Origin of the sequence: Maribellus luteus (assembly GCF_003576475.1) — a bacterium.
GTDB lineage: Bacteria > Bacteroidota > Bacteroidia > Bacteroidales > Prolixibacteraceae > Draconibacterium > Draconibacterium luteum.
In genome coordinates, this window is sequence record NZ_QWGR01000003.1 from 454,115 (window position 1) to 470,169 (window position 16,055).

At 44.8% G+C, this 16,055-nt stretch carries 15 protein-coding genes and 1 tRNA gene; 6 read left to right on the plus strand and 10 right to left on the minus strand.

The window, feature by feature from the left end; genetic code table 11:
- Window positions 1-64 precede the first annotated feature (64 nt).
- Window positions 65-979 (plus strand): sugar phosphate isomerase/epimerase family protein, encoded by a 915-nt coding sequence (locus tag D1614_RS07500; protein ID WP_241558091.1) that lies wholly within the window; start codon window positions 65-67, stop codon window positions 977-979.
- Window positions 980-1,023: 44 nt separating this feature from the next.
- Here D1614_RS07500 and D1614_RS07505 read toward each other — a convergent pair whose 3' ends face one another.
- From D1614_RS07505 to D1614_RS07530, 6 genes are all read right to left on the minus strand, one after another.
- Window positions 1,024-1,674, minus strand: coding sequence for a hypothetical protein (locus tag D1614_RS07505; RefSeq protein WP_119437268.1), 651 nt, complete (start codon window positions 1,672-1,674; stop codon window positions 1,024-1,026).
- Window positions 1,675-1,772: 98 nt separating this feature from the next.
- Window positions 1,773-2,264, minus strand: coding sequence for a hypothetical protein (locus tag D1614_RS07510; RefSeq protein ID WP_147384093.1), 492 nt, complete (start codon window positions 2,262-2,264; stop codon window positions 1,773-1,775).
- 4 nt (window positions 2,265-2,268) lie between these two features.
- Window positions 2,269-2,988, minus strand: coding sequence for a head GIN domain-containing protein (locus D1614_RS07515; RefSeq protein ID WP_147384096.1), 720 nt, complete (start codon window positions 2,986-2,988; stop codon window positions 2,269-2,271).
- A gap of 145 nt (window positions 2,989-3,133) precedes the next feature.
- Window positions 3,134-4,222, minus strand: a complete 1,089-nt coding sequence (locus D1614_RS07520; protein ID WP_147384099.1) for a DUF4097 family beta strand repeat-containing protein — start codon at window positions 4,220-4,222, stop codon at window positions 3,134-3,136.
- A 16-nt stretch (window positions 4,223-4,238) separates the two neighbouring features.
- The gene (locus tag D1614_RS07525; protein ID WP_147384101.1) at window positions 4,239-4,745 is read right to left on the minus strand and encodes a hypothetical protein; all 507 of its coding nucleotides are present in this window, start codon (window positions 4,743-4,745) and stop codon (window positions 4,239-4,241) included.
- A 10-nt stretch (window positions 4,746-4,755) separates the two neighbouring features.
- A complete protein-coding gene (locus tag D1614_RS07530; protein ID WP_119437273.1) occupies window positions 4,756-5,310 on the minus strand; it encodes an RNA polymerase sigma factor in 555 nt (184 codons plus the stop codon).
- A 177-nt stretch (window positions 5,311-5,487) separates the two neighbouring features.
- Here D1614_RS07530 and D1614_RS07535 point away from each other — a divergent pair.
- The 3 genes from D1614_RS07535 to D1614_RS07545 all read left to right on the plus strand — a co-directional run bounded on the left by D1614_RS07535 (window position 5,488) and on the right by D1614_RS07545 (window position 9,188).
- Window positions 5,488-5,564: transfer RNA gene (locus D1614_RS07535), tRNA-His, on the plus strand.
- Between the two features lie 1,325 nt (window positions 5,565-6,889).
- Window positions 6,890-7,513: a fasciclin domain-containing protein gene (locus tag D1614_RS07540; RefSeq protein ID WP_119437274.1), complete on the plus strand. Its 624-nt coding sequence runs from the start codon at window positions 6,890-6,892 to the stop codon at window positions 7,511-7,513.
- 199 nt (window positions 7,514-7,712) lie between these two features.
- The gene (locus D1614_RS07545) at window positions 7,713-9,188 is read left to right on the plus strand and encodes a glycoside 3-dehydrogenase (protein WP_119437275.1); all 1,476 of its coding nucleotides are present in this window, start codon (window positions 7,713-7,715) and stop codon (window positions 9,186-9,188) included.
- A gap of 72 nt (window positions 9,189-9,260) precedes the next feature.
- On the opposite strand, the gene D1614_RS07550 is transcribed toward D1614_RS07545, so the two are convergent.
- Both D1614_RS07550 and rbsK read right to left on the minus strand, forming a co-directional pair.
- Window positions 9,261-10,262 carry a GRP family sugar transporter gene (locus tag D1614_RS07550; protein WP_119437276.1) on the minus strand — a complete coding sequence of 334 codons (1,002 nt, stop codon included), beginning with the start codon at window positions 10,260-10,262 and terminating at the stop codon, window positions 9,261-9,263.
- Between the two features lie 50 nt (window positions 10,263-10,312).
- A complete protein-coding gene (gene rbsK, locus D1614_RS07555) occupies window positions 10,313-11,218 on the minus strand; it encodes a ribokinase (RefSeq protein ID WP_119437277.1) in 906 nt (301 codons plus the stop codon).
- Window positions 11,219-11,490: 272 nt separating this feature from the next.
- Between rbsK and D1614_RS07560 the strand changes: the two genes are divergently transcribed.
- Window positions 11,491-12,501, plus strand: coding sequence for a LacI family DNA-binding transcriptional regulator (locus D1614_RS07560; RefSeq protein ID WP_119437278.1), 1,011 nt, complete (start codon window positions 11,491-11,493; stop codon window positions 12,499-12,501).
- A gap of 61 nt (window positions 12,502-12,562) precedes the next feature.
- Here D1614_RS07560 and trpS read toward each other — a convergent pair whose 3' ends face one another.
- The gene (trpS, locus tag D1614_RS07565; RefSeq protein ID WP_119437441.1) at window positions 12,563-13,564 is read right to left on the minus strand and encodes a tryptophan--tRNA ligase; all 1,002 of its coding nucleotides are present in this window, start codon (window positions 13,562-13,564) and stop codon (window positions 12,563-12,565) included.
- Window positions 13,565-13,694: 130 nt separating this feature from the next.
- The gene (gene ybaK, locus D1614_RS07570; protein WP_119437279.1) at window positions 13,695-14,168 is read right to left on the minus strand and encodes a Cys-tRNA(Pro) deacylase; all 474 of its coding nucleotides are present in this window, start codon (window positions 14,166-14,168) and stop codon (window positions 13,695-13,697) included.
- A 485-nt stretch (window positions 14,169-14,653) separates the two neighbouring features.
- Here ybaK and D1614_RS07575 point away from each other — a divergent pair, with 485 nt between their 5' ends.
- On the plus strand, window positions 14,654-16,030 hold the full coding sequence (locus D1614_RS07575) for a TrpB-like pyridoxal phosphate-dependent enzyme (RefSeq protein WP_119437280.1): 1,377 nt from the start codon (window positions 14,654-14,656) through the stop codon (window positions 16,028-16,030).
- Window positions 16,031-16,055: the final 25 nt, after the last annotated feature.

Consider the following 16,055-nt stretch of genomic DNA (forward strand, 5'->3'; position numbering starts at 1 on the left):
ATAAAAGCCACATCTTTGTGATACACAAGTAAAATCTTGTAAGATTACCTAATACCAATTAATTATGCATTCGAAAAGAATCACTTTTAAATTTTACATGCTGCTGATTGTATTGGCAGGAATGTCCTTAACTTTTTCAGCCTGTCAATCGACCGGCAAAAAATCTACCGAAGAGCAAAAATCAGCCAAAGCTGAAAAGTTCATCGGACTTCAGTTGTGGTCGGTTCGCGACGACATGGGCAAAGATGCTGCGGCAACGCTCAAAGCCGTTGGCGAAATGGGCTACAAGTTTGTGGAAAGTGCCGGTTACGGCGACGGAAAAATGTACGGCATGGAGCCCGAAGCATTCAAAAACCTGTGTGAAAGCAACGGTTTAAAATACCTGGGAGCACACACCGGGCAAGATGTTCCGACCGAGGAAAAATGGGCAGAAACCATGGCCTGGTGGGACACCTGCATTGCAGCGCACAAAGCCGCCGGCGTAAAATGGATCGTTCAGCCCTGGATGGGCTCCACCGGTTACGAAAGCCTGGACGGATTAAAAAGATACTGCGAGTACTTTAACGCGGTAGGTGAAAAATGCAACGCTGCCGGTATTCGTTTTGGCTACCACAACCACGACAAGGAATTTAGTACCGAACTGGAAGGCAAACCGGTTTACGATTGGATGCTGGAACTTACCGATCCGGCAAAAGTAATGTTCCAACTCGATTTGTACTGGATCGTTGAAGGAGGTAAAAACGCATTGGATTATTTTGACAAATACCCCGGCCGTTTTGAATTGTGGCACATAAAAGATGAAAAAGAATTAGGAGCCAGCGGCAAAATGGATTTCGCCTCTGTTTTCGCTCAGCGCGAGAAAGCAGGTTGCCAATACGGAGTGGTGGAAGTGGAACGCTACGATTACGAGCCACTTGAAAGCTGCAAAAAAAGTATCGAATACCTGAAAGCCCAGGATTACATCGATTTATACGAATAGAAAAAGAAAAGCCGGAACCATTCATTCCGGCTTTTTTTACCCCTCTAATTCAGCTTACCGAATTTAAAGGTCATCCCAAAGTTGAAACCATCCAGCACATCTGCGTCTTTTTGATAAATCTCAATATCCGACGTAAATCGGTAACTGGCGTAGGCCGCTGTCCTGAACCAACGCGTAAGGTTAAATTCCAGTTCTACCGAAGGTTCCAGCACAAAAAACACATCGTTGTCCACTTCGTGCCCCGGGTGGTAGGAATCCATGTCCCAGTCCCATCCCCAACGATCGTTTTCCAGCAAGGCAACACCGCCCATCCCAATCAAAAGCGGGAACGAAAGATGAACAGCCTTGCGTCCGCCCAAAATCGGCTCTACAATCAAACCACCGTAGCCACCTGCCAGCATAAAACGGCGGTCGGGGCTATCGTAAATATTGTTGTGGTAATCGAGGTTATTCACAAAACCGTAGCCTCCCAACCCAATGGCCAGCGTCTGGTCGAAAACAAACATTCCGCGTGCTCCCGTAATCAGGGCATCACGCCCGTCGATTTCTGAATATCCCATCGAAAAAGCGCCGTACCAGCCATTGTTGGGCTGCCTCGAGAAAAGTGTCTGAACCTGGTCGTCCCGGTATTCTTCCTGTGCTTTGGCATAGATCGCCCCAAGCACCAATACTAAAATAATGCTTAATTGTCTCATGGTATTAAAATTGAATGAGTTTAAAAGAGTCAGATAGAACCAGTTTGTACTCAAATGCCGGCATCGAACTCGTCTACTTTCTGAATATGTTTAATTGTTTAAAAATGATACTTTACCGTAAAGCCTATGTCGAACAATTCAATATTGAACATTTGGCTGCCGAATAAGTCGAAATAAGGCTTTGCTTCGAGCCCCATCGAAATGGGAACTTCGTAAAAAATGTATTCGAGCCCCACCAAGCCATCGAGCCCGGCCAAAAATGCAGTGCGGGTCTTGTACCATTCGGCATTGTAGCCGGTGTAACGTTTTTGCCACTGTTCGTACCCCACATGAAAACCGGCGCCGTAAAAGAAAATCAGCTGATCGGTTTGGCGGAACAAGTCGAACTGGTGAAACTCTTTCATGGCATGCAACTGAACTCCTTCGTCGCGGGTTCCCAGCAGAAACTTGTACGAATTGGCATCGTTGGTATAAACGCGGTACTCAAACCCCGATGTTAACCCGGCCCTGATGCCAACCGCCTGGTTAAATGTTTGCGCAAAAGCAAACAGGGGAAACAAAGCCAGTAATAGTAGTAGTCCTTTCTTCATAACCTTAGTCTTGATGATAAACATTGCCTGATCCTGAAATATGGGTTCGGATCGAAGGATTTCCGTAGTAAAAAACATTGCCGCTTCCCGAAATCCGGCTATCGAGATCCTCGCCGACGGAAAGCCACATATCGCCCGAACCGCTGGTTAAAGTAGTACATTCAGCAATTTCAAAATCTGAACCGCTGATCCGGCCCGAGCCACTGATGATAATATCTGCTTCGTTGGCATAGCCTGAAAGATCGATTCGGCCTGAACCTGAAAGAAGAATTTTGGCTTTTTGGGTGGCAAAAGAACCTTCGATTCGCCCCGACCCTGATAAAATCATTTCAACGTAATCATCCTGAAAATGATCGAACTCGATAAGGCCCGAGCCACCCTGGTAAATCCCGTTCAGGCGCGGCATGGTAATAAAAACTTCCATGGGAACAATAGTACGAACGCTGTGTATCTTGTCCATTTCAATGTTTAGTTTTCCGTCCGAAACCCAGGTATCGATGTGCTGCAGCAGGTTTGCATCGGCACTAAGCACCACGCTGTATTCTTCGCCGTTGGAAATATGTACCAAGAACGATCCGTACGAATTAACCTTCGAGAAGGTAGACACAGTGCGGGATTCACTTGCCTGAATGCCGTTCCCGCTTATGTCTAAATCGTTGATGCAGCTCACAGCGCTTACCAGTAAAAATGCCACACCAAGGGTAAAAAAAGTAATTGTTTTCATGACTTTTTGCTTTCTGTTAATGGAAGAATTGTTTGTTTTCTGTTTGTTAATCCGGAGATTAATCCTGTATGTTTTCTGTTTCTGTAATCTTAATGACAACGTAATTTTGGAAGGGTTGCAAACTCCAACAAAAAAATCAAAAAAATTATTGGGTACGGATATTAATCTCGCCCGAATCGGCTGTAATACTCAGCCTTGCAGCACCTTTTGCTTTTTCGCCATTGTGTCCGACAACCTGCGAAGTTTTGCCATCGTCGCTCCATTTTTCATCATCTACCTGCATCTCTGAACTGAGATTTAAGGTAGATTTTGTGTGATTAATTTCGAAGTTAAAACTTGTTTCGCGCTCAAAATACAGGTCGATATCGGTTGATTTCGACTGAATAATAATGTTGCCAAAATCGGGAGCAATTTTTTCCACTTCCACTCCACCATAATCGGCCCGAATGTTGATCCGGTCGGAAAGTTCACGCACACGAAACGTCGAGAAACTTCCCTGTGCGTCGATCAGGTCGGCCAACTGTATTCTGAATTTGTCCCTTCTTGACTGAGCGTTGATGTCTTTCACTTCTTCCAGCTCGAATTCGGTTGATTTACTCTGAATTCGCACCGACTCGGCCTTTTTCAAATACAGCTTGCTAAAATTACAGTCGAGCCTCCCCTTTTGAATGGAATTGATGGTGGCATCGGCAAAATTGAGGGTCAGGTCAAGATCGCCGAAAAAGTCATAGGCTTTTAGGTTGCCGTTTGATACATTCAGCCACACGTCCCCTTTGTAATCGCCAATAAAAACGTCGCCAAATTTATTCTCCACTTTCAGCCGGTTGGTGTTAGGCATCCAAACGGTGTAATCGATCTGGATATTTCCGTCCGAGTTCAGCAAGGTTTCCTTAAACTTCAGTATTTCCTTTCCGAGCGCACTTTTGTTCTGCTGAACCTTGGTAGAAACGATCAGGTAATGGTCGCTTGCAGTAAAATCGAAATCGATGTCGCGCAATAGTTCATCCAGTTTCGATTGCTTTTTCTCTTCAACACGGATCTTGATCTCAAAAACCACTGAATCTTTTTGCCAGGTTTTAATGTCGATCTTTCCGTATTTGTTTGCAATCTCCACCTGTGTAGCAGGCAGCACCGAAAAGCCTCTCCTGATTTCTTTTGTTTCAGAATACTGTGCGTCCGCCCAAAAAGGCAACAGGCAAGCGATTATTATTATAAATCCACCTAATTTCATCATTCTCATTGTTCTCTGGTTAACATTTTATTTGCGCCAGCACATCGTCGCAAAGCTTCAGACGGAAACGGTTGTTCTCGATCATCGCTTCAATCACACTTTTGTTCGAGATGTTTTCGTCCAGCTCGCTTTTCAGCACTTTGTACATGCCTTCCAGTTCGTTTAAATCCGATTCAATATCATCCTTTAACTCAGGATCGGTAAAATAACATTTTTGAATTTCTTTCATCTTTTTATCTACCTGGTGCGAGTAAAAAGCTTCAGTTTCCATTAGTTCCAGCAATTCGGGGTCGGCATTTTTCACCAGCCGGTTTGGTACCAGCACTTCAGTTTTCAACACTAAAACCGAGCTCACAATGGCGATGGCAAGCACCGCAGCCACTCTCAATAAATACGTACGAAGGAATATCACTTTGTGAGGCTTGCTGCTTTGGGCAATCCTGTTCCAAACCTCCGGCGACGGCTCTCTGAAATCAAAGTCCTCGCGATTGGCTTTTACAAAATCCTCTAAACTATCCCTCTTCATTTTTTTCATTTTAAAATCCACTCATTTTCTGACTTCTTAATACCTCGGCTATCCTTTTCCGAGCCCTCATGTACTGGCTTTTCGAAGTAGATTCGTTAATCCCCAGTATTTGCGCAATTTCAACATGATCGTATCCTTCCAGCAGGTACAGCGAAAAAACCATCCGGCCTCCTTCGGGGAGCTGTTCCATCGCGCGGGTAATGTTTTCCACGGTATATTCCGGCTCCGCCTCCTCGTTTTCCTCAGCCCGATCATGCTCATAGATTTCTTCGCAATAGCTCAGCTCAACTTTTCGTTTGTTGATGGAATTGATGCAGGTGTTTATTACGATGCGTTTCAGCCAGGCTCCGAAACTCGACTCGAAGCGATACGAATCGATTTTTATAAATGCCAAAGTAAACGATTCCTGCAACATATCCTCCGCCTCCTCGCGGTTGTTCATCATCCGGTAACTAACGTTGAACATAGCCCTTGCATACAATTGATACAATTCATAACGGGCACTCTCTTTCCCTTCTTTACACGCCTCTATTATGTTTTTGTGTATGTGCTGTTTTGGTACCAATTGCTTTTCTTTCCGTTTTTAATGACAAAATAATTTGGGAGGGGTTGCAAGAAACTACAAGTAATTTGTATCTATTTTTTCAGGATATTACTGTTCCTTCAGAAATCAATTCGATTTTTATTCAATTTCAATTGCAGAAACAATAAAATATTTATATTTGCACCCGCAATCAAAATGGTGGATGTAGTTCAGTTGGTTAGAACGTCGGATTGTGGTTCCGAAGGTCGCCGGTTCAAGTCCGGTCTTCCACCCCAAAAAGCTTCGAAGAAATTCGGAGCTTTTTTTATTTCTAAACATTAGAAATCAATTGACAATCCTGAAGATTCTTATTCCTGAATTCAGAGAACTCAAACCTCCTCGCAGGAAATACTTTTTCTCCCGACTAACTGGGACTGAATAAGTCTTCAAAAAAGCCACCGCTGACAGGAAAATGGCTAAAATCAAATTCATTCCATTAAAAGAAAAGAAACCCATCTGACAATGACGCCAGTAATGGCTCCAACCAAAATATCTTGTGTTCTCTTCCAAAGGTCGTCCCGAGTGCTCGGGATCTTCCACCCCAAAAAGCTTCGAAGAAATTCGGAGCTTTTTTTATACCTACAGATCCCAACCGCAATTTTCTCTATTTCTAAACATTAGGAATCAATTGACAATCCTGAAGATTCTTACTCCTGAACTCAGCTGACTCAAACCTCCTCGCGGGAATTACTTTTTCTCCCGACTACCTGGGATTCAAAAAGGTTACAAAAAAGCCGCCGCTGACAGGAAAATGACTAAAATCAAATTCATTCGGTTAAAAGAGAAGAAACCCATATAACAATGCCTCCAGTAATAGCTCCAACCAAAATATTTTATGCTCTCTTTCCAAGAAGGTTGTCCCGAGTGCTCGGGATCTTCCACCCCAAAAAGCTTCGAAGAAATTCGGAGCTTTTTTTATACCTACAGGTCCCAACCGCAATTTTCTCTATTTCTAAACATTAGGAATCAATTGACAATACTGAAGATTCTTATTCCTGAATTCAACTGATTCAAATCTTTCCTGGCGAGAAATACTTTTTCTCCCAACTACGCGGGATTGAAAAAGTTTTCAAAAAAGCTGCAGCTGACAGGAAAATGACTAAAATCAAATTCATTCCGCTAAAAGAAAAGAAACCCATCTGACAATGACACCAGTAATGGCTCCAACCAAAATATCTTGTGTTCTCTTCCAACGGTCGTCCCGAGTACTCGGGATCTTCCACCCCAAAAAGCTTCGAAAAAATTCGGAGCTTTTTTTATACCCTCTCCATTGTATCAATATTCATCCACACATAACGCACCAATTCAATTTCAGACTTCGCGGTACCGAGAATTGTATCAAAAGCATCCTCCTAAACACAAAGCAGATTCACCTCTTGCAAACTCCACTAGAAACTAAATGGTTTTTAACTTTTATTAACAACTACATGGAAACCCAATAAAAACAGGCAATACATAAGCACTATGAATATTTTGTTTATTTTTTCTACCAATTACATAAACAATTTATATTTGAATAAAGTTATTAATGCTGAAGTTAAATCATTAAAACAATTAGAATATGAAAACACTGAGTCTGAAAAAGAAATTAAACCTGAGAGTTTTAGCATTTGCCGGCATACTGGTCATGGCGTTTTTTACCATCAGTTGCGAAAAAGAAACGGACGACCTTGCACCTGCTTCGTATGAAGAAGGCGATTTGAAAGCAGGAAAAGCAGTTAAAAAAGGTGACCTAAGCATTGCCGAAATTGCCCTGGCAGATGACGGAGAGTTTGACGAACTGGTTTCGGCGCTGGTTTTCGTCGACACCGAACTGGGGACCGGTCTGGTTGATATGTTTTTGAACGGAACAGACCAATACACGGTATTTGCGCCAACCGATGCTGCATTTGAAGCTCTGTATGAAGTATTAGGCGTAGGGGGAATCACCGAAGTAGATCCGCAAACGGTATTGAACGTTTTGCTCTACCACGTTACCGAAGGACGCCGTGCTGCCAACAGTGTGGTTCCGAAGAACAGCCCGCGAACCATTGAAACATTGCTTGAAGGTGCCACTTTCATGGTTGATTCCGATGGCATGATTTGGGCAGTAGGCAACCAGGCGACCATCGTAACCGCAAATGTATCAGCCTCCAATGGCATTATCCATGTAATTGACAATGTAATTCTGCCAATTTCGTTGTAAAACAATTCAACAAAATATTCGGGGAACAGGGGTGATCTTTTGCAGGTCACCCTTTTTTCTTTTTACGACCAACATTCTACCTGAAAACGTCCCCATGTCATCTCAAACCTAAATTTTGTTAAAAGCCTTTCAAAAAAATAAAATAATAGGCTGATGCTTATATTTTTCCTATTTTTCCGGCACTTTTGAACGGCAAAACATGGGAACAGTATCACGCAGAAAATTTATCGGAACGGCAGCTGCCGGATTTGCAGGGGTAACCCTCGTACCTTCAAACGTTATCGCAGGACTTGGACACAAGGCTCCCAGCGACAAACTAAACATTGCCGGAATCGGTGTGGGCGGAATGGGTTATACCAACCTCTTGCACATGGAAACCGAAAACATTGTGGCATTGTGCGATGTGGATTCGGAATATGCCGGCAGAAATTCATTCCGGCGCTGGTACCGTGCCCGGCAATACAAGGACTACCGCGTAATGCTGGAAGAGCAGAAAGACATTGATGCTGTTATGATTGCCACGCCCGATCATTCGCACGCGCTTCCGGCGTTGATAGCCATGCGCCAGGGAATTCACGTGTATCTGCAAAAACCGCTGACGCATTCTGTATACGAATCGCGGATCATGACCGAAACTGCCCAACGGTACGGTGTGGCCACTCAAATGGGGAACCAGGGAAATTCGGCGGACGGTATCCGGCAAATTTGCGAATGGATATGGGCCGGAACCATTGGCGAAGTCACCCATGTTGACACCTGGACCAACCGGCCAATCTGGCCGCAGGGACTTACCCGGCCTGAAAAAGGGAAACGCGTTCCCAAAGAACTGGATTGGGATCTGTTTATCGGCCCGGCGCAGTTTCGCGAATACAACCCGGTATATCACCCATGGAACTGGCGCGGCTGGTGGGATTTTGGAACCGGCGCTTTAGGCGATATGGGCTGTCACATTATCGATCCCGTGTTCAAAGCACTAAACCTGCAATACCCGAGTTCAGTGGAAGCAAGTTCCACACCTTTTAACAACGATTCGGCTCCCAATGCCGAGGTGATTCGCTATGAGTTTCCGCGAAGAGATAATTTACCCAAAGTAGCCATGCCCGAAGTTACCGTTAGCTGGTACGATGGCGGCTTTATGCCTCCCCGCCCCGATGAATTAAAAGACGGCGAACAAATGGGCGACGATGGCGGCGGTTGTATTTTTTACGGCACCCGGGGGAAAATAATGTGCGGAACTTACGGAGCCAACCCAACACTGTTACCCACATCAGAAATGGCACATTTTGAACCACCTGTAATGTCGATCCGCAGAATTTCGAATGCCATGGAAGGAGGCCACGAACAAGACTGGATACGGGCATGTAAAGAAAATAAAGATACGCGCGTGGAAGCTTCGTCAAACTTTGCCTATGCCGGCCCGTTAAACGAAATGGTGGTGATGGGAGTACTGGCAGTGCGACTTCAAAGCCTGGAACGAAAGCTACAGTGGGATGGCCCGAACATGCGCTTCAAAAATATTTCGGACAGTGACAACCTGCGTATTTTATCGAAAAACGATTTTGAAGTGGTAAACGGTGATCCCCGTTTCAACAAAGAATATGTGAAACTTCCGGCAAAAGTAACTGCCGAAGAATGGATCAGGCATACCTACAGAAAAGGATGGGAACAGATTTAAGCATCAGTGCTTAAACCCATTCCCTATCGTTATGAAATAAATGTTCGAATGGAATTCTGTGCCGTTTTGCTTTTATGCCCCGGCGTAAATGATGGAAACAATTCCGGCAGCAAATAAGATAAACATGAGCGCCAGCATTGGGCTGGTTCCCTTGGGTGAGTTTTTAAACTCGCGCCAGATAAAAACGCCCCACAAGGCGGCCACCAAAGTGGCTCCCTGCCCTAATCCGTAAGAAATAGCGGCACCGGCTTTACCTGCAGCAATCAGGTTGAGAGAGTTTCCAATCCCCCAAATGATTCCGCCCAATACGCCTACCAAATGAATTGGCAGTTTGCCTTTAAAATAGGCCTTGTAATTGGTTGGTTCGCCACTCAAAGGTTTCTTCATCAGAATAGTATTGAAGAGGAAATTGCTTAAGAAAACCCCCAGCGAGAAGATAACTACCGCCGTATAGGGCGTCATCATTCCCTGGGCCGGATTAACAAAATTATCCAGGTCCATCGATGCTGCCACAAAGCGATAAAAGAAGGACATCAGCACACCGGCAAGAATGGAAATAAGAATTCCTTTTGTCGTTACCTTTTGATTTCCGGAAGATGCCCGCTTAAAGGCCACTGCATTCAATACAATTGCGATGGTAATAAGACCAACACCCAGGAAAAGAAAAACCGGATCGCCTTTTTGGGATCCCATGTAATTGATGATCACGCCCAAAACTAGCGCAAGGCCAATTCCAACCGGGAAAGCCACCGACATTCCGGCAATGGCAATCGCGGTGGAAAGAAGAATATTGGCTGCGTTAAAAATAATTCCACCTAAAAACGCACTGCCAATATTACCCAGGTCGGCCTGCTTCAGGTCTTCCACAAAACCACGCCCGGCGTCTCCCGAACTACCAAGCGTAAATGCAAAAATCAGCGACAGTAGAAGTACTCCGAGGACATAGTCCCAGTAAAAAAGCTCGTATCGCCAGGTCTTCCCGGCCAGTTTCTGGGTATTTCCCCACGATCCCCAGCAAAGCATTGTGATAAAACAAAGAAATATCGCAAACGGATAACTCGTTACTATATACATGGTTGTAAGTTTTATGGATTGTTTTTAATTGGTTTAGTTGATTACGCATTTTATCCTTCTAGTTCACTTCGGAAAGGGACAGAAGCCTGAGCACCGTTTCGGGTAACCGATACCGATGCAGCCACACAAGCCAAACGTGCAGCTTCTTCCATTCTCTTTCCTTCAGAAAGAAAAACAGCCAAGGCTCCGTTGAAAGTATCTCCTGCAGCAGTGGTATCAACCGCCTTTACTTTGGGCGCTTCCACTAATCCGGTATATTCAGGACTAAAAACATAGGCACCGGCCGATCCCATTGTTATTATAACATTCTGCACACCTTTTTCAACCAGCAATTCTGCAGCCTTCTGAGCTGACTCAATGTCTTTCACTTCAATTCCGGTTAACTGCCCGGCCTCGGTCTCGTTAGGAGTGATCAGGTAAAGTCCTTTCAACAAAGAATCGGGCAATGCCTGTGCGGGCGCCGGATTGAGGATCACATTTTTCTGCAAACCAATTGCTAAGCCAGCCACATAAGCAACAGTTTCCAGCGGAATTTCCAGCTGCAAAACAACCATTGCTGACTCCTTTAATATTTCTTCGATATCCTGGAGGTCCTCCGGAACGAGTGTACCATTCGCACCGGGTGCCACGACAATGGAATTTTCACCTTTGCTATCAACGGTTATCAATGCCACACCACTCGGACTTGTATCATCCACCAGAACTTTATCAATGTTTATTCCCTCGGCAGCCAAAAGCTTAACAGCCTGTTTGCCAAAAATATCATTCCCGGTTTTCCCGACAAAAACAACATCTCCTCCCAAACGACGGGCAGCAACCGCCTGGTTGGCACCCTTTCCTCCGGGATTCATCAAAAACTCTCCTCCGATAATTGTTTCCCCAGGCATCGGAAAATTACTGGTTCTCACCACCATGTCGGTATTAGAACTACCGACCACAACGATTTTATTATTCATAATTACTTGTTTAACATCTCAAGAAACGTTGGTGAACGCACACAAACATATAAACAAAAATAATTTTGTACAAACGTTTGTGCAAAATTTATTTCCGTGTTTCCCAAAACCTTTCAATATGTGTAAACAACTATGAAACAAGGATTATCTTAACAACGAATGCATAACCAATAAACCATCATAGAATATGGCTTCCCCCTCTCTTCCAATTTTACTACCTTTGCATCAGCTATTTTAGAACAAACAAACGTTTGTACACAGATATAAACTTTATGCAGAAAACAAGCATTACCGATATCGCAGAAATAACCGGACTTTCCATTACTACCGTATCAAGGGTTTTGAGCGGAAAGGCCGAACAATATCGCATTGGAAAGAAATCGCAGGAAAAAGTAAGGGAAGCTGCCCAAAAGCTACATTATGTTCCCAACCATTTTGCAGCCAACCTGAGAACCGGGAAAAGCAACACTTTAGCCTTGATTATCCCATCACTTAACAACCCCTTCTTTGCCGGAATTGCCAGTGAGATAAATACAGAGCTCCGGAAATTTAATTACATCACCATCATTAGCGACAGTGACGAGAATGTTGAAATTGAAAAAATGGAACTCCTGCAAATGACGGCCCGAAACATCGAGGGGCTGATCATTGTTCCGTGCGGCGACCAGTGGCAACACATAAAGGAAATCCAGGACCAGAGAATTCCGGTAGTTTGCATCGACCGCTATTTTGAACATCTGGACATCCCTTATATTTCTACCGACAACTACGAAGGTGCCAACAAAGCCACGCAATACCTGATCGAAAACGGACACTCCAAAATCACCTGTATCCAGGGAGTACAAACTTCCACGCCCAACCGCCTGCGGGTTAAGGGATTTACCGATGCCATGAGAGAAGCCGGGCACAAAGAAATCAACATCGTTGGCGACGATTTTACCTTTCAAAACGGCTACCTGGAAACCAAGCTTTTGCTTCAGCAAAAACAACGACCAACAGCCATATTTACACTTAGCAACACCATTGCAATGGGTTGTATGAAAGCGCTAAAAGAAGAGAACATTCATGTACCGAACGACATTTCACTGATAACCTTTGACGATCATCCTTACCTCGATTACCTATCCACCCCACTCTCCTGCATTGCACAGCCGGTAAGCGACATCAGCAAAATTGCCGTTAAGTTTCTGCTCTCAAAAATTCAAAACAAGGACATTAACACCAGCCAGGTGCTGCTTAAACCCAGCATGAAACTGAGGGACTCCATCCGGAAAATCAACTAGTACGACCACAAAAAAAGCCGGACTTAACAGCCCGGCTCGTATCTTTTCGAAAATCGTGGATCTAAAACAGCTTTTTAAAGCCAATCACACTTTTTACTTCATGTAGTGTTTTCTGAGCCGACTCCCTTGCTTTCTCTGCTCCCATTTTAGCTACTTTGGCCAGGTAAGCATCATCTTCCAGAATGTCGATGATCCGTTCGCGAATCGGAGCCGTGTACTTAATAATGTCTTCTGCCAACTGCTTTTTCAGATCGCCGTAACGAATCTCGCATTTGTTGTACAGTTCGTCGAAATGTGCCACTGTATCGGGTGTTGAAACAATGTCAAGCAGCGTAAACAGGTTTTGAATAACCTCTGGTTTTTCCTGGTTCATTTCCGTTGGGCCCGTGTCGGTAACCGCACGCATTACTTTCTTCCGAATCGATTTCGGGTCTTCGTAAAGGTTAATCGCATTGCCTTCCGATTTTCCCATTTTACCACTTCCGTCCAATCCGGGCACTTTAATCATGTCTTTCCCATCAAAAGTAAACGGACGCGGGATCGGGAAAATATCGGCTTTGTACATGCGGTTGAAACGCTTGGCAAACTTCCGCCCCATCTCCAGGTTTTGCTCCTGGTCTTTTCCAACCGGAACAAAATGAGCTTTGTGAATGATAATGTCAGCCGCCATCAGAACCGGGTAAGTAAGCAAACCCGCGTTTACGTTGTCGGGGTTCTGACGTGCCTTATCTTTAAACGACGTTGTACGCTCCAGTTCGCCCAAATAAGCGTTCATATTCAACAGCGTGTACAACTCCGAAACTTCGGGGACATCGCTCTGAATAAAAATGGTGGCTTTCTCCGGGTCGATTCCACAGGCAAGGTATTCTGCCAAAACCTGGCGCACACCCGACTGCAAGTTCTCAGGCGTTGGGTGCGTGGTTAACGAGTGAATATCAGCAATAAAAAAATAGCAGTTGAAATCATCCTGCATTCTGATAAAATTCTGTACAGCCCCAAAATAATTTCCGAGGTGTAAATAGCCCGTGGGTCTTATCCCGCTTACAACTGTCGGTTTCTCCATTACAAATTTCTGATTAAAAGTAGCTGCAAAAATAGGCATTCAGCCCGAAAGTAAAAAGCTAAAAACGAAGGCAGTTCGGGAAATTTAATCCCGGCATAACCATGGGTGCTCAAAACAACTTCCCTAAAAATCAAAGATCAATTAAATCGCACACAACGGCACCGGTAATCGCAACCAAATCGTTGGGATGAACCTGTAGTTGCATACCACGCTTTCCGGCACTTACAAAAATAAAATCGAAATGCTGACACGTTTCGTGAATATACATCGGGTACGTTTTTTTCATGCCAAGCGGAGAACACGCACCGCGAATATACCCGGTCAACCCCAGCAGCTCTTTCATTGGCACCATTTCAGCATTTTTATTCCCCGAAACTTTTGCTGCCTTTTTCAAATTCACCTCGGCATCTCCGGGAACGATACACACAAAAACACCGTTTGCATTTCCTCTCAACACCAGTGTTTTAAAAACCTGCTCAACATTTTGCCCCAGCGAAGCAGCCACATGCACCGCGCTTAAATCGGCCTCATCCACTTTGTATTCCACCATATCGTAGCTCACCTTGTGGCTATCGAGCATACGCGCGGCGTTCGTTTTCTTCATGCTGAATTTATTTTGCTGTAAAATTGAAAATTATCCCATACAATTCATGCAAATCATTCCAAACAAATGTTGCGAATCGATTTTTCCGGGCATCTGAGTGCTGCTTAAATAAAGCATCATGAAAAGAGAGCCTCATTTTAAAAACTGAAATATTTTCTCAGAAAAAAATAATAACTAGCTTTACGCTTCATTCAAAAAGACAGAATGTACAAACAGCCTTTATACGGAAAAGAATGGAGCTGGCGCAACGTTAAAATGGAAGCGCGAGATAACGATATGAATTTGCGGTGAAAACCGGGAAAAGGGATTTGTTGTGCCATCAACAGATCCCTTTTTTTATTTTTTAGACAAATAGATTATGAGATATGAGTAGTGAGAAAATCAAGTTCGTTTTTTTGAGATTGTCGTTTCAATTTCGCCTGTCTCATGACTCAATACGCTGTACTCATTACAACAATAAATTAACAACAAAAAAATAAACAATCATGACCAGACAAAAGAAGATCTATCTTGATGAATCGGAATTTCCCAAACAATGGTACAACCTGGCACCCGATCTGCCAACACCGTTAAATCCGCCGCTCGGCCCCGACGGGAAACCGCTTACGCCGGAGATGCTGGCTCCTGTTTTCCCGATGAACCTGATAGAGCAGGAAGTGAGCCAGCAACGTTGGATCGACATTCCTGAAGAAATCCGCCAAATATTGATGCAGTGGCGCCCAAGCCCGCTGATTCGTGCCTACGAACTGGAAGCTGCTTTGGGAACTCCTGCCAAGATTTACTATAAAAACGAAGGCGTTTCGCCCGCCGGAAGTCACAAGCCCAATACAGCCGTGGCGCAAGCCTGGTACAACAAACAATTCGGCATCAAGAAACTGACTACCGAAACCGGTGCCGGGCAATGGGGTTCAGCCTTGTCGTACGCCTGTGCTCAAATTGGAGGCATCGAGTGTAAAGTTTTTATGGTACGCGTAAGTTTCGATCAGAAACCATTCCGTAAAATGATGATGGAAACCTGGGGTGGGAACTGTGTTGCCAGTCCGAGTACCGAAACAAAGGCAGGCCGCGATATTCTGGCCCAGTTCCCCGACACTCCCGGAAGTTTGGGTATTGCCATTTCGGAAGCGGTGGAAGCTGCCGTAAGCGACCCTAAAGGAGAAACCCGTTATTCGCTGGGTTCGGTGCTTAACCACGTAATGCTGCACCAAACGGTGATTGGCTTGGAAGCCAAAAAACAGCTGGCAAAAGTGGGCATCGACAAACCGGATATCGTGATCGGCTGCTGCGGTGGAGGAAGTAACTTCGCCGGTATTTCGTTCCCGTTTATGTACGATAAAATCAATGGAGCCGACATTCAGGTGATTGGCGCAGAACCCTTCAGCTGCCCGACGCTGACAAAAGCACCGTTTATATACGACAACGGCGATGTGGCTCAAATGACTCCGCTGTTGGCAATGCACAGCCTGGGACACAATTTTGTTCCCGCTCCTATTCACGCCGGTGGTTTGCGTTACCACGGTATGGCGCCGCTGGTAAGTGCTGCCCTGCGCGATGGCTTAATGGACGCGGTTGCCATTCACCAAAGCGAATGTTTCGAGGCCGGTTTGTTGTTTTCAAAAACCGAAGGTATTATTCCGGCACCGGAAACTACCCATGCCATTGCAGCCACCATCCGCGAGGCGAAAAAAGCCAAAGAAGAAGGAAAAGAGAAAGTGATTCTGTTCAATTTCAGCGGACACGGTTTGATGGACCTTGTTGGGTACAACAAATACATGGCCGGTGCCCTGAACGATTATGAATACCCGGAATCAGAGATTGCGGAAAACCTGAAAAAACTGGAAGGTTACCCGCTACCGAAATAGGAAGATTAGAATATTGGAATCTTGA